We start from the raw sequence: 14,007 nt of genomic DNA, 5'->3' as shown, positions 1-14,007 counted from the left end.
AAGGCGTTCTCGGGGGCTCAGGAGGTGTGCGCGGCCAGGGCGTCCCGCCACTCGCGGCGCAGCCGCAGGACGCCTTGCAGCTCGCGCCAGGCCTGGAACGCGGCCTGCTCTCTCTGGGCATGGTCCAGGCGCTGGCGTTCCTCCCAGTCGGCGGCGGTCTGCCAGGTGGGGAGCTTGTTCGGGCGCGGTGGCAGTTCGAAAGGGAGAGGCGTGGGCGGTGGCAGCGTGAGGTCGGGCGAGAGGCGATCGCCCAGCAGCCCGGTCAGGCCCCGCACCGGCCCGCTCTGACCCTCGCGCTGAACGAGCCCCACCGCGCGCGCAGCCAGGGTGACCTGGAGGTCCACCGGTTCTGCCACGAGGTCCGCCCATGGATCGGGCAGCATGGCCCGCACCGCGTCCAGCAGTGTTTCCGCGGAGACCTGCGGCTGCCCGGCGAGGTCGCGCAGTCGGGCACGGGCGGTTTCCGGGTCCGGCGGCTCCGGCAGGGGGGGCGGCGGCTCCTGCACTTCGTTGGCCAGCGACCAGTGGTGCGCGCGGGCCGCCTGGTGGAGTTCGGCCCAGGTCACCCCGAGCGTCCTCAGGATCAGCCCGGTGGGCAGGGCGCCCAGCAGGCGGTGAAGGTCGCCGTCGTCGTACTGCCCGGCCCGCGGCTGGCCGAGCGCGGCGGGCAGGTCGAAGGCCCCGAAGGTGATCTTCCTGTTCAGCCGACCACTCACCTTCACCGCCTGGAGCAGCAACGCCAGCAGCTCGTCCTGCAGGGGACCGGGAAGATGACCCAGGAGTTGCCGCGCCTGTTTCTGCACCTCGGGTGAGCGGTCGCGCGTCGCCGTTTCCAGCAGCGGGCGGTCCCCGGGGTGCAGGTCGCGGCGCATCAGGGCCAGCAGGTCCTTGCGCCGGTCGGCGGGCTGGCTGACCCACAGCTCTTCCAGCTCCAGAGCGGCCTGCGCCGGGTCATGGGCCCGCCGCTCGGTCAGGGCAGCCAGTCTGGCGTGCCAGGCGGTGAGTTCCCCGGCCTTCCGCGCCTGCCTACTCAGGGGATGGGCCTCCAGGGTGACCCGCGCCCGCGCGTCGGCCAGCGACCACAGGTCCTGGGCAAGGTCCGGCTGCTGCTGGTACAGCGCCAGCACCTGCGCGGCGTTCAGGGTCCAGCCGCGCACAGCCACGGTGGCCAACGCCCGTGCAGTCAGGGCGGAGCCAGTGCGAATCATGGTGGGCAGCAGGGCCGCCAGGGCCGGCGGCAGTGGAGCTTCGGCAGCAGGCACAGGTGGGGGAGGCGGCGCGGCCGCCCGCAGGAGGGGCGCTCCGGCGCGGGCGTGCAGGCCCAGGAGGGCGGCGCGGGCCAGCAGGCGGGCCTCGGGGGTGTCGCCGGGTACGCTCGCCAGGGCCGGGGCCAGGGGTCCGGCGGGCGCGGGCAGCTCGGCCCGGCTGGTGCCGCGGGTGGCGACCAGGGCCAGGTCGCGCAGCTCGCGGCTCATGCGGGCACTCCGGGTTCGGCCGCCTCAAGGCCCACGGCCGCCACCGGCAGGAAGCCCTGCCGGTCCCATTCCCCGAAATAGGTCGGCAGGCGCGTCTCCGCCCGGGCGAGCATGGCCCAGAGCTCGGCGGGCTCCACCCGCGGGCTCAGCGGGACGGCGTGGCCCTCCGCGTCGCAGAGCTGCGGCGGGTCAAGGTGGAGGTACGCCGGGCCGACAAACGCGCCGATGCGCTCCAGCCAGGGGTTCAGGGCCAGGGCGGCCGCGTAGCGCGCCTGCAACTCGGCCAGCGTCCCGCCGGGAAGGGACAGCGGGGCGGCCACCGCCGTCACCTCTCTCTGCACCAGGGCCCGCTGGGGATAGGCCGAGGGCGCGTGGCCCACCGCCGCCGTCAGGGTCTGGCCCGGGGGCAGCGGGGCGGGCAACGCCTGCCCGGTGGGGGCGAAGTCGAGCAGCAGGGCCAGCCTCGGTTCCCCGCCGGGGGGGCCTGCCCCCAGCAACCAGGTGCGCCTCACCGTCAGCTTGCCCTCCTCCTCCTGCAGCGAGCCGAGGACCTGCCAGACCTGCGGCGCGGCCGCGGGCACGCCCGCCCGGTCCAGGGGTGCGCCCAGCGCCGTGAGGAGGTCGGCACGCTCGACTTCACTCAGGGCGTCCCGCTGCCGCCAACCCTGCGTGAGCAGCCACAACTGCCCCAGGTGGGCGGTGAGGGCCTCTCCAGTCTCGTCGTGCAGCAACTCGGGGATCTGCCGGACCCGCCGCGCCGCGCCCGGAAGCTGCGCGTCGACCAGCCGGGCGGCCTGCCGGTCCCAGTCGCTGTATGGGCGGGCCCGGGCCGCCTGGAGCCCCTCGCGCACGAGGTCGCTCAGCCACACTTCAAGGTCCTCCAGCCCTGCCGAGCGTTTGCGGTCGCGGGCGGCCTGGGCTTTCGCCTGCGCTCCGGCGCGCGCCGCAGGGTCGGCGGAATCGTCGCCGGGGGGCTGCGCGGCTTTCTCAGCCCGGGTGACGCGGCCCTCCAGCCAGCGGGCGAGGTCGGGGGGTGGGGCGGTGTCCTTCCACTCGCCGGATTGTGCGGCGTGCAGGAGCAGGAGCCCCAGGGCGTGCTTGCAGGGAAACTTGCGGCTGGGGCAACTGCACTTGCTGCCGACCTCCGGGCTGCGGGCGTCCACGCCCACCAGGTAGGGGTGCGCGCCGCTGCCCTGACATTCACCCCACAGCACGTCGCCGTCGCGGGCCAGCGTGGGCCACCCGGCAGGGCGGGCGAGCTTCTGGGCAGCCTTGGCACTGCTGCTGTCCGGCGCGAGGGCGAGCGCGACCTCGGCGGTCAGCCTGTCGAAAGAGCGGGTCAATGCGTAAACTCCTTTTCAGTTACGGTCAAGGCGTAATTGTAACAGGTGGAATATTTGAGTGCAATTCTGCCACGGCAAGACAAGGGCAGTCCTGCGGCCGACCGGCAACAGGAGCAGCATACGGAGCCGCCTGGGGGTGGGGGCCGCACCTGCGGCGCGGAAGAGCCCCACCCCCTCGTCCTGCGCTTCGCGGCAGCTGTGGCGGGAGGGAAAGCGCCGGGGACGTGAAAGTCAGACTTCGCCCGCGGCAGGAGAACCCATGAAGCCCACCACGCGGATCAGCGCCAGAGGCCCAAGAACCGCAAGCCCCCCGTCCTGGGAGGGGCCGCTTCGTCGGCGGGCCAAAGCCTGCGAGGGTGCCCCACCCGGTGCGTTACCCCCGCAATGCCTGGTAGGGCGTCTCGCGCGCGACGCCCAGCTCGCGAGCGATGACGGTCTTCTCCGCTGCCGCCACCCGCGCGCACCTGCTCCACCTGGGCGGGCGACAGCGCCCGCCTGCGGCCCCAGTACGCGCCGCGCGCCCGGGCCACCTCGATGCCCTCGCGCTACCGCTCGCGGATCAGCGTCCGCTCGAACTCCACCACCGCGCCCATGACACTCAGCAGCCGCCGCGCCATGGGCGTATCGTCGCCAGAAAAGAGCAACCCCTCCCGGACGAACTCGACCTGCACGCCGCGGCCGGTGAACTCGTCGACCAGGGCACGCAGGTCGTCGAGGTCGCGGGCCAGGCGGTCCATCGAGTGCACGACCACCACGTCGCCCTCACGCACGTAGCGGCGAAGCTCACCGAGCGCCGGCCGCGCCGCGCCTTTTCCGCTGGCGTGATCCTCGAACACCCGGTCCACCGGCACACCATCGAGCTGCCGCGCGGTGTTCTGCCCGGCGCTGCTCACCCGCACGTACCCCACCCGCTGCGCCCGCGACACCCGTCTTGCCCGCCATGGTGTCAGGGGAAGACCTGGACCTGGCCGGACAGGTGCCCAGGAAAGGCGGGAACGACCCCAGATGGACACGAAATGGGCCGGGCGCGGGCGTCCGGTTGGGGTGTAGTTGTGGCGACACACGCCGCGCCGTTGCTTACGCCTACTGGCCGTCAAGGTCCAGAGGCTCAACGGAGAGCGACTGTCCCAGGTGTCATGCCTCCCGCGACTGCCTTTATCGCCGCGGGAACGCCGGTTCCCTCCGCCTTTATGAACAGGTGCTTACCGCCCGAGAGCGGATGAGCCCTGTGCGACGGTCAGAACCCGCCGGAGAGCTCCCAGCACCAGGCCAGGGTCCTCGTTCTGGACGGCGTCCCAGGCGACCTCGGAGAACACTTGGTCGCTGTTGTGTGAGAGCCGGGTCAGCCGCGCCTGGCTGTCTCCCAGGATTCGCCACAGCCTCTGGCCGTACATCGACTTCAGGGTCCCTGCCTGGGCGACGCTAAAGGCGTCGAGGTGGGGCGTGACCACCACGAGTGGGAGCTCGCCCAAGGGCGCCGCACGGCGAACCTGGGCGTCCCCGGCGCGGATGTTCCAGCCGGCCTTCCAGGTGCTTGCCCCTACCGTGTAGGCGCGAACAAATTGCTGCAGGGCGCGTACACCTCCCAGGGGTGAGGGGGGTGTGTAGCGGTTGGCCGGGGCGGAGCCGAGGTCATCGAGCACCGGGGGGTTCTGGCGGAAGAAGGCGTCCAGGGCGGGCGCGAGGTCCTCCTGCCAGGGATTGACGAGAACCATCCCGGCGACGTTGGTGCGATGGCGATCCGTGTACAGCCGGGCGATCTGGCTGCCGAAGCGGTAGGCGACGAGGACGAAAGGACCCTTCACGCCCGCCCGGATGAGGAGACGGTGCAGCTCCTCGGCCCGGGCCACCCCGTCCGTGACCCCCGGGGCCGGGTCGCTGGGCGACACACCTGCCATAGCGTACCAGCAGACGCGATGCGTCCTGGCCACGTCGTAGGCCGTGACCGGCCACGCCTCCGTCGCCTCCTCCAAGCCGCCCAGCAGCAGGACGGTGGGGCCGGGGGCGGGCGCTGTGCAGTGGAGATCCAGGCGGTACCCGCCCACGTCAAAGCGCCCACCGGTGCGGCCCGTCTGCGCCGCCCATCCGATGCCGAGCGCGCTCAGCAGGGCGAGGGCGAGGGGGCGGAATCCGCTCGAAACCGATTTGCGTGACACAGGGTTCATGGCTTCACGCTCCTGTTCGGGGTCCGGGGCTGGCCCTCACCCCTCTGCGCGCTGGCGACTTACACGTACCTCACCGCGGCGTCACGGGGGCCACGCCTTTGGGGAGCAGGAAGGCCGCCGTGAACACGGCCGGGACCTTGCCCCGGTTGCAGAAGTTGTGGATGGTCCCGGCCGCGTACACGTACATCTGCCCCGCGGTGAAAGCCTTGGTGCCTGGCGCACCCCGGGTTTCCACGGTGACCGTGCCGCTGATGACTGTCTCCAGGCCCGGGCCGCCATGCTCGTGATAGCCGGTGCAGGCCCCCGGGGCTATTTCCAAGACGTCCTGCTCGACGTTGATCTCAGACGGTTGACCCGTAACTACGGCTGCGTGCGCCGCCCTCAGGGTGACCCCAGGCGTCTGGCCCGAAGCCACCAGACCGAGCAGCGCGCCTGCGGCCAGAGCGCCGGTCAACCGCCGAACCGTGATGGGATTCGTCTTCATCTGAATCACCCCTTCGTCGTGCAGGAGCTTGAGTCCCTGAGAGCCTTTCCCCGTGACGGCTGTTGTCCGCGCCGGTTCACTCCTGCCCGTGGCAGGTTCACCGGGCCAGGGTGCTGTCCCGGTCAACGTGCCGTGTCACGCTCCTTTCCACGTTCCGAGGATGCAGAAAGGGGTGTGACACCCCCGTAACGCAGGCGTGACGCGGGCAGGAGTTCAGTCGCTGGAGGGTTCCGCAGAGAGGATGTGCCAGGGGAGATGGCGGCGCAGGTACGGCAGGAGGGCATCTTCCTGGGCGCTGGGGTTCTCTCGCTCAGCGAGTAGGCGCACCTGCAGCGTCTGCCACTCGAAGAGGGCGGCCGCCCCGACTTCCCGGGCGGCGTCAAGAGCGGCTTGGGCCCCCTCACGGTCGCAGTGGGAAAGCCGGGCATGGCCGGCGCGCAGCCGAATGCGCTCAGCCTCGTCCGGGTAACCGAGCTCGGTATATAGAGCGGCGCTCTCGGTGTAGTGGGCGGAGGCAGCGCGGAAATTTCCCTGCACGTAGGCGAGGTCTCCCAGGCGCCGCACGAGGTGGGCGACCGCCCCCGGGTTGCCGAGGCTCCGCCAGTGGCGGATACCTTGCAGGAAGAACTGCTCCGCCTCGTCGTAGCGCTCCTCCAGCAGGCTGACACCTGCCAGGTAGCTTGTGCAAAGGGCCAGCCCGAAGACGTCCTGCAGCGCCTCGCTGGACCGCAACCGGCGCTCGTGGAGGGCGCGCGCGCGTGGGAGGTCCCCCATCGCCTGGGCACCGAGCGCGAGGCGGGTGATGAAGCCGTCCTCGGACCAGCGGTGGCCGGTGCGCTGGGCCTCGCGTAGGCCGACCTCGTTGATCGTCATCGCGCGGCGGGGGTGGCCCTGGGCCTCGGCGATCATGCTCAGGTGCACGTAGGCGAGCTGGAGATCCCGGTCGTGTCCGGTTCCCTTCAGCAGGGTCAGACTTTGAAGCAGGGCGCGTTCCGCCTCCCGCATCGGGCTCGCGTGCAGCAAGCAGATGCCAAGTCGGACGAGCAGCCGTCCGCGGGTGGGGCGGGGCAGCTCCGTCTGGCCGGCGGCGAGGCGGAACAGGGGGATGCCCTCCGGGTGGCGGCCGCGGCCCTCGCAGAACTGCCACAGCGGGTCCAGACACAGGTTTAGGAGATCGTCCGCCGCGTGATTGACCATCCAGCGCCAGGCCATGCGCACGTTCTCAATCTCGCCAGCAATCTCGTCCAGGGCACACGCCTGCAGCAGCCCACCGTTCGGGGGGCGCGGACGGTCGGCCAGGAAGCGGGCGTAGTACTCGGCGTGCCTGCGGCGCACCGCCTCGGCTTCTTGCGGGTAGTCCGCCGCCCGCTCGGCGGCGAACTGGCGCACCAGAGGATGCAGGTTGAGGTGGCCGCCCTCCAGCCGCCGAATTAAACCCTGCGCCTCCAGATGCCGCAGGGTGAGGGGCGTCACTCCGGTGACGCTTCCCACGGCCCGCAGGTGGAAGGGAGTGTCCACGCTGCCCAGGGCACGCAAGGCCTCCTGCTCGGGTGGGGGGAGCAGCGCCCAGGTCTTCTCGAGGACCGCCCGCAGGCTGCGCTGTCGGGGCGGAAGGTCGGCCAGGTCGGCGTGCAGAAGGTCGAGGCCAGCGCCCACGGCGTCAGCAACCTCCCTCAGGGGGAGAAGCCGGACCCAGGTCGCGGCGAGTTCGAGGGCGAGTGGCAGGCCGCCCACGCTCTCCCCCAGGCGCAAGAGGTGGGCGCGGTCTTCCGGCGGGATCACGAAGTGTGGATCCACGTGTCGGGCTCGCTCGGTAAAGAGGCGTACCCCGTCGTAGCCGTCATCCCAGGCCTCGGGGCCAGGCGGGAACGGCAGACCTTCGAGCACAAGCTGCGTTTCGGCGAGCAGCCCCAGAGGCGCGCGCGACGTAGCCAGGACCCGGACACGTGGCGCCGCGGTGAGGAGGTCAGTGATGAGCGACGCGGCCCCCGGCAGGTGTTCCAAATTGTCGAGGACGAGCAGCAGCTCACAGGCGGCCAGGGCGCGCCGCACCTGGGGCCAGGTCACCTGAGGCAGGGGGACGGGCACGGCACGCGCAAGGGTGGAAACGAGTTCGGCCTCGTCTCGCGCGGCCTCCAGAGGCACGAAGGCTGCGCCCTGGGCGAAGTGCGGTGCGGTCTCCTGCGCGAGGCGGGCGGCCAGGCGGGTCTTGCCCACGCCGCCGGGGCCGATGAGCGTGACGAGCCGGTGATCAGGGCCGCGCAGGAGGTGCAACACCTCGGCGATCTCCAGGTCGCGGCCGACAAAGGAGGTGACTGCGCTGGGCACAGGAGTGTGGGCCGGGACGAGGTCGGGCGGAGCCGCGGAATCCTCCCGCAGGGCCTGCATCACCCCAGGGGAGGGGTCGAGGCCGAGCTCGTCTCGTAGCCACATGGCGTATCGCCGGAACTCCCGCATGCCCCGCTCACGTTGCCCTGCCCGCGCGGCAGCCCGCAGGTACTCGGCAAGTGCCTCGTCGTCGGGCGCCTCGCCGTGCAGGAGAGGCGTGAGGAGCGTCAGGGCCTCCTCGGGGGGACCTTCCCGCGCCCGGGCGAGGATGCGGTCACGCTGCAGGCCCTGTAAACGCTCCCGCTCGGCGGCGGCCCAGGCAGCGAGTTCGGGGAGGTTGATGGGTTCGAGGCTGGCGAGGAAGGAGCCCCCGTAACCCTCCGGGGCGCGGGCCTGCTCCCAGGCCGCCACGTCGGTGGGGACGGCCCAGCGGACCTGCGTGGCCGTGACCTCCAGACCGCGCAGCCAGGGCAGCGCCCGGACCCGTTGCAGCAATCGGCGCAGGTTCTGGTAGGCGACCGGGCCGGGATCGTCCGGCCAGAACAGGAAGGCGAGGCGCTCGCGCCCCACCCAGGTGTCCTGGGCGGCGAGGTAGGCGAGCAGCAGGTGGCGCCGGTCGCGCAGGAAGGGGACGGGCGCGCCGCCGAAGTGGCCCTGCACCTGCCCGAGAAGCTGCACCCGGAACGGCGCCGACATGACTCAGCGTACTCCCGCCCTTCAGGCGAGACTACGTCCCACGTATGGTGCTTGGGCCCCAAGGTCATGCTCACCACCGCGCACGCACCCACCACAACCACCCATGTGCGCCTCCGCGCCGACGCCACCATCCATTTGGCTTGATGTATGTGGCGTGATCGTGGTCAGAGCCTTCTGATCAGGTGCCAGTGACGAGACAAAGGGGCCTTTCGCAACTCAGCTCCTGCCGGAGCATAGGCCGCCAGGCACGGACTTTCATCGGCAATCAAGCTGAAGGTGAGCCACCGGTGCCCCCCACCCCCCCTGGTGCAGTAGTGGTGCAGTAGCGGGTGCCGAGCCGTGCCACAACCCACCACAACGTTCCACTTCTCATCTTTCCGATGGCCCTTCAAGTTGCTCTGGGACGCATTTGAGGCCGATTCCACCGGGGCCGGGAAAAGGGCGGTCAAAACCGACGGCTTTATTCGCAATGACGCGGTCAGAGCTGCAGGTCCGCCCAGACCTTCTCCAGCTTGGGGTAAGTCCGCTTGATGTCCTCTAGAACGAGTTTGCCCCTTCACGGTCCTAGACATCCGCTGGATGCACCACGACCTTGAGAATGAGGCCAAGGGTATCGACGAGGATGTGCCGCTTGCGCCCACTGACCTTCTTGGCACCGTCAAAGCCCCTGGGGCCACCCGTTTCGGTGGTCTTTGCACTTTGACGGTCGATGATGCCTGCAGTGGGCTGTGCCGCTCGCCCTACCGCCAGCCGGACCCGCTCACGAAGCACGTCATGGACGTGCTTCAGTACGCCCCGAAGGCGCCATTTGCGGTACTGGGCGTACACCATGCCCCAGCTGGGAAAGTTCATGGGCAGGAGCCGCCAGACGCAGCCGGTTTGCAGGACGTAGAGCATGGCGTCTACGAGGACGCGTCGGGAATGAATCCGTTTCCGTCCCGTCGAACAGGGACCGGGCAGGAGGGGTTCGAGCAGTACCCATTCCGCGTCCGTCAAATCTGAGGCATACCCAGTGCCCGTCATGCCACACAGTAGGATGAAAACTGCGTCTGGGAGCGCTTAGAGGGGTTAACACACGCACTTTAGCACGGGGAGGAGCCGAAGCGGACCCGTGGCCCCCTGACTGTTCGCGCGGTGTTCAGCCGTCGAGCAGTGTTGCCCCCAACTTCTCCAGGTCGCCGTCAAAGGTCGCGACCGGCAGGGCCTGCGTGCGGGCCAGGGCCGCCAGGTAGGCGTCCGCGAAGTCCACGCTCCGCTCGGTCAGCAGGCGCAGGGCCTTCGTGACCGCCGGTGCCTCCAGCGCCCCCACGCCGGGCAGGGCCAGCACGTCCAGCAGGGCGCGGGCCACCTCCGCCCGGGGCTGCCGGTAGAACGACCTCAGGGTGTAAAAGCACTCCGCCAGGATGGCGGGAGGAACGAGGAGCTGCACTTCCCCGGCCGCGGCCCGTTCGAACAGCGCCGCGGCGCGGGGGGACAGGTCTGAGTGATCGTCCAGCAGGAACCGCAGAATGACGTTCGCGTCGGTCAGGGCTTTCAAGGAGCGTGCTTCCCGGCGATGGCCTCCTCGAAGGCGGCCCGTTCCTCGGCCCGGGAGGTGCCGGGGCGGGCCGCGTGCCGGAACCGCCCGCGCACGTCCGCCACCCTGGGGGCCCGCTCGACCGATGCGGTGAACCCGTCCTCGGCGAGCGTCAGGACGAGGCGGTCCCCGGCTTGCAGGTGGAGGGCTTCCCGGATCTCTGCGGGGATCGTCACCTGCCCCTTACTCGTCAGTGTGGTGTGCTTCATGCTGCCTCCCTCCTTACAGCATAGCTTTACCTTACTCCGGGGATAGTAAGGCAAGCGGCACCGCGCGACCCGGCAATTGAGCAGCAGTGAAGCCTTCCGCTCCCGAACTTCAGTGGTCAGGGGGTCAGCGCTGACCGTTCCCGTCCAGTCCTGGCCCAACCTCCATGTTCCACCTGAAAAGGAGTTCCGGAGCCGTGCCTGGGGGAGGCGTTGCGAGTGACTGTGCGTCGCACGACTGCTGGGTGAGTACGACGTGCCGGAGGTCATCCACACCGACCAGTTGTGAAGCTAGAGCGCGGCTCTCCGCGAGCTTCCCGTGCTCCACCGGGTGGAGCACGTAGGGGTCGTGTCGACAGCCTGCTGCCATTATTTGATCGAGCCATCCCACCGCCCCACACGACGCCGTGTTCGTCAGCAGCGAGGGTTCCGAACACGAAAACGAGCCCAGGGCTTGCTCGACCTGCACGTCCGAGTCTCGAACCGTCACCATCCCGCTCACTCCAGCATCCCCGCCCCCCAGCGCTGTCTTCACCCAGAAGAAGCCTTCAAGACGTAGCAGCAGGCCATGCAACAGGCGGCCTGAAGTTCAGGCCACCTGCCTTTTCAGGGTCTCCCGCTTCTTGGGCCTCAACAAATACTGTGTTGGCCGAGGAGCGTCAAGCGGCTACGGGAGGCTGGCGTCGATCATCTGGATTGCATTTCTGGCCTGACCCCGGGACGGCGAACGCGACCCGGAGGAGTTTGCGAGCCAGGGCAATCAGGGCGACTTTTTTGGGCTTCCCCTGTGCGGTCAGATGGCGATAGAAGTTCCCGAAGGGATTCTTCATTCGCGACGCGGTTAGAGCACAGAGGTAAAATGTACGTCTCGGACGTGCGTCTCCTATTTTTGAGATGTGGGTGCGCCCAGTGAAACTGCCAGACTGACGGGGAACGGGAGAAAGACCTGCATAAGCGGCCCATTGATTCGAGCTCTCCATGTGGCTCAAGTGCATGGTCTCGACCAGCAGGATGGAGGCCGTCAACGGGCCGATCCCGGGAATGGAAGTCAGCAGGGTGACCTGCTCCTGCACCTCCCGAGAGGCCAGGACCAGCGCCCCTATGGCCTCATTGGCTTCCTCCAACGGCTGTTCGAGCAGCGTCTGGCGTGCTTCACAGAAACCGAGGGCCTTCGAACTCTGTTGGTGCTGGTGATCCATGGCGTGGTGACGGCCAGCCTCCAGGGTCAGGAGCTCCACGATGTGGTCACGGGCATGAAGCAGCGCCCGCAACTCGACCAGGTCCGCTTCGGGGGGCAGCCAGCGTGCTGGCTGCATCACGGCCCCATACCGTGCGATCAACTCCGCATCCAACTTTTTTCCCCCACCTCAACGTGCTTTTCGCGGAGGACTTGATCTGCGCCGCATTGACCACGCTGACCACATCACCCGCGTCATGCAGGGTCATCGCGATTCGCTCCCAGTACACACTGGTGGATTCCATCACCACCAAGAGCTCTTCTCCGACTGTGGCTGACTTCGTCAGCCACACGAGCAACTGTTCATGGCCCTGGGTGGTGTTCGCCATGGCTTTAACCGCACCGATGGTCGTCGAGGACCCAGGCGATTGAACCCAGAGCAGGCAGGCGTACAACTCGCTTTTGCCGACATCGAGACCCAGGACCCACATACAAACCCCCAAAAAGGGAAAAAGGGTCACCACCCGGGTCCGGTCGGCGGAATGTTGTATTCAGGCTTCTCTAGCCTCAGATACTGTTGCGCCTGACCTTGGGGGCCTTGAGCCAGCCAGGATTTGTTGGGCGACCTTGGAGGACCCTCCTTGCTCGCAGGCTTGTCGGCTCGAGTGGGAGTGACGGGCCGAGCTTCCCACGACTCGGCTCAACACACAAACTTGCCACAACCTGTGGACACAGGGTTGTCCCCGGGAGTCAGGTAGACCGCGAAGAGGCAGTGCCTGGCGCGCGAGGCGCTCGATAGGTCCGAATCATGAATAGCAAGTCATCCCGGTGGGCGACCACATCCATATCCTGCACGTCGCTGCACAGAAACGGCGTGATGCTGGCCACCTCGGGGTTGCCCGTCCCCGCCGAAGGGCAGACTGCCGGGGCAAGTGGCAAGCCGAGGAGCAGCAGGCGAACACGGGGAGGAGAGTGCCGGAGGGCAGGAAGAGGAGACATACGAACCTCCTGCGGGCTGGTCTCACCACTGGCCCGCTCTTCCTTCTCTGAAGTCCCGCGGTCACTGGGGAGCGTGAGGGCCGAAGCGGAGGACAGGACTGTATAGCGGTCTTCCGGGGGGGTGGTGCGGCTCCCGGGCCTCCCCGGACCCTTCCATTCGCCCTTCAACTCTTCCACAGGGGCAGCCGGGACGCTTCGCCCACGACGCCCCCCACTCCTCTCACTGCCCTGCCTACTAAAGGGCCGCCGTGCCCCGGCCTTTAGGCATGGGGGTGTAGCGGCCCCCGCCGGTCAGGGCGGCCAAGCTGAAGCGTTCTGTGCTAGCTAAACGAGCAATGCCCCCACGCCGCGTCAACGGCTGGGAGCGTGGCGAACACCTTTAGAGGAGAAAGTACCACGCTCAAGGCGTTCAAGTACCGCCTGTCCCCCACCAAAGCGCAGATTGCCGCGCTGGACACCACGTTGCTGCTCTGCCAGCGCTTATACAACGGCTGTCTCGAAGAACGGCGCGGGGCGTACAGGAAGGCGGGCAAATCGGTGTCGGTGTACGACCAGATGAAGGCCCTGCCCGACGTGAAAGAGGGCGTGCCGGAGTACAGGGGCGTGAACGCTCAGGTGCTTCAGAACGTCGTGCGCCGCGTGGACCGGGCCTTTCAGGACTTTTTCAGTCGAGTGAAGGCAGGCAAGACCCCCGGCTATCCCCGCTTCAAGCCCAGGGACAGGTACGACTCGTTCACGTACCCGCAGCCGTCACAGAACAGCGTCTCTGGGGACGGGAAGCATGTGTACCTGCCCAAAATTGGGAACGTCAGAATCAAGTTGCACCGCCCGTTTTGCGGGAAGCTCAAGACGCTGGCGGTGAAGCGGGAGGGTCGGGAGTGGTACGCCGTCCTGACCTGCGAGATACCCAGGGCCGAGCCGTTGCCAGAGATGGGCTCCCAGGTCGGGATAGACGTGGGGACGACGTGGTTTTACGTGACCTCGGACGGGGAGTTCTGCGAGAACCACAGGCTCTTTCAGGCCAGCAGCAAGAAACTCCGGGTGGCTCAGCGTGCCCTCGCACGCAAGCCGAACAAGCGGAGCAACAGGCGCAGAAAGGCCAAGGAGCGGGTTGCCAAGCTGTACCGCAAGACGGCGCGGCAACGGCTCCAACTCCACCACGAAGAGGCCAAGAAACTTGTCACCGCCCACGACCTCATCTGTCACGAAGACCTCAACGTGAAGGGGATGGCCCAGGGGAACCTGGGCAAGCAGATTCACGATGTGGCGTGGGGGCAGTTTTTTCAAATCCTCTCCAGCAAAGCGGTAGAAGCTGGCCGGAGAGTCATCGCCGTAGACCCTCGGCATACCTCTCAGCGGTGCCGCGTTTGCGGGCACACCGAGCGGGGGAACCGAGCGAGTCAAGCGAACTTCAGATGTCTGAACTGCGGGCACGCCGAGAATGCGGACGTGAACGCGGCCAAAAACGTCTTGAGCATGGGACAGGCTTTCGTGGCGCAACGTACTTCGCTGGAAGATGCGTGCCACGAGAAGCCCCGGCCTTTTGGCCTGGGGTAGT

General features: G+C 68.4%; 12 protein-coding genes. 1 reads left to right on the top strand and 11 read right to left on the bottom strand.

The genetic code is table 11. The features are described 5' to 3' along the window. Positions 1-17: 17 nt before the first annotated feature. The 11 genes from F784_RS0119340 to F784_RS25580 form a co-directional block, all read right to left on the bottom strand. Positions 18-1,475, bottom strand: coding sequence for a DUF5691 domain-containing protein (locus F784_RS0119340; RefSeq protein WP_026332597.1), 1,458 nt, complete (start codon positions 1,473-1,475; stop codon positions 18-20). Next, positions 1,472-2,818 (bottom strand): SWIM zinc finger family protein, encoded by a 1,347-nt coding sequence (locus F784_RS0119335; protein WP_019588375.1) that lies wholly within the window; start codon positions 2,816-2,818, stop codon positions 1,472-1,474. The genes F784_RS0119340 and F784_RS0119335 overlap by 4 nt, the downstream gene beginning before the upstream one ends. A 545-nt stretch (positions 2,819-3,363) precedes the next feature. Continuing rightward, positions 3,364-3,744, bottom strand: a complete 381-nt coding sequence (locus F784_RS23890; RefSeq protein WP_019588374.1) for a recombinase family protein — start codon at positions 3,742-3,744, stop codon at positions 3,364-3,366. A gap of 276 nt (positions 3,745-4,020) precedes the next feature. Then, entirely contained in the window at positions 4,021-4,983 is a 963-nt protein-coding gene (locus F784_RS0119325; RefSeq protein WP_019588373.1) for an alpha/beta fold hydrolase, read from the bottom strand. 70 nt (positions 4,984-5,053) lie between these two features. After that, positions 5,054-5,467 (bottom strand): cupin domain-containing protein, encoded by a 414-nt coding sequence (locus F784_RS0119320; protein ID WP_157465382.1) that lies wholly within the window; start codon positions 5,465-5,467, stop codon positions 5,054-5,056. A gap of 213 nt (positions 5,468-5,680) precedes the next feature. Beyond that, positions 5,681-8,491 (bottom strand): ATP-binding protein, encoded by a 2,811-nt coding sequence (locus F784_RS0119315; protein WP_019588371.1) that lies wholly within the window; start codon positions 8,489-8,491, stop codon positions 5,681-5,683. Between the two features lie 564 nt (positions 8,492-9,055). Next, entirely contained in the window at positions 9,056-9,514 is a 459-nt protein-coding gene (locus F784_RS24905; protein WP_083939288.1) for an IS5 family transposase, read from the bottom strand. Between the two features lie 115 nt (positions 9,515-9,629). Beyond that, a complete protein-coding gene (locus tag F784_RS0119305) occupies positions 9,630-10,028 on the bottom strand; it encodes a type II toxin-antitoxin system VapC family toxin (RefSeq protein ID WP_019588369.1) in 399 nt (132 codons plus the stop codon). Next, complete coding sequence (locus F784_RS0119300) at positions 10,025-10,276, bottom strand: AbrB/MazE/SpoVT family DNA-binding domain-containing protein (RefSeq protein WP_019588368.1); 252 nt, start codon at positions 10,274-10,276, stop codon at positions 10,025-10,027. Before F784_RS0119300 ends, F784_RS0119305 begins: the two co-directional genes overlap by 4 nt. Before the next feature lie 656 nt (positions 10,277-10,932). After that, positions 10,933-11,589, bottom strand: a complete 657-nt coding sequence (locus tag F784_RS25585; protein WP_083939286.1) for a transposase — start codon at positions 11,587-11,589, stop codon at positions 10,933-10,935. Continuing rightward, positions 11,519-11,941, bottom strand: a complete 423-nt coding sequence (locus F784_RS25580; protein ID WP_083939285.1) for an IS110 family transposase — start codon at positions 11,939-11,941, stop codon at positions 11,519-11,521. The genes F784_RS25585 and F784_RS25580 overlap by 71 nt, the downstream gene beginning before the upstream one ends. Before the next feature lie 874 nt (positions 11,942-12,815). On the opposite strand from F784_RS25580, the gene F784_RS0119290 reads away from it, so the two are divergent. After that, a complete protein-coding gene (locus F784_RS0119290) occupies positions 12,816-14,006 on the top strand; it encodes an RNA-guided endonuclease InsQ/TnpB family protein (protein WP_019588366.1) in 1,191 nt (396 codons plus the stop codon). Position 14,007: the final 1 nt, after the last annotated feature.

The sequence above is a fragment of the Deinococcus apachensis DSM 19763 genome (assembly GCF_000381345.1).
GTDB lineage: Bacteria > Deinococcota > Deinococci > Deinococcales > Deinococcaceae > Deinococcus > Deinococcus apachensis.
This window is presented reverse-complemented; position numbering and strand designations above follow the sequence as displayed.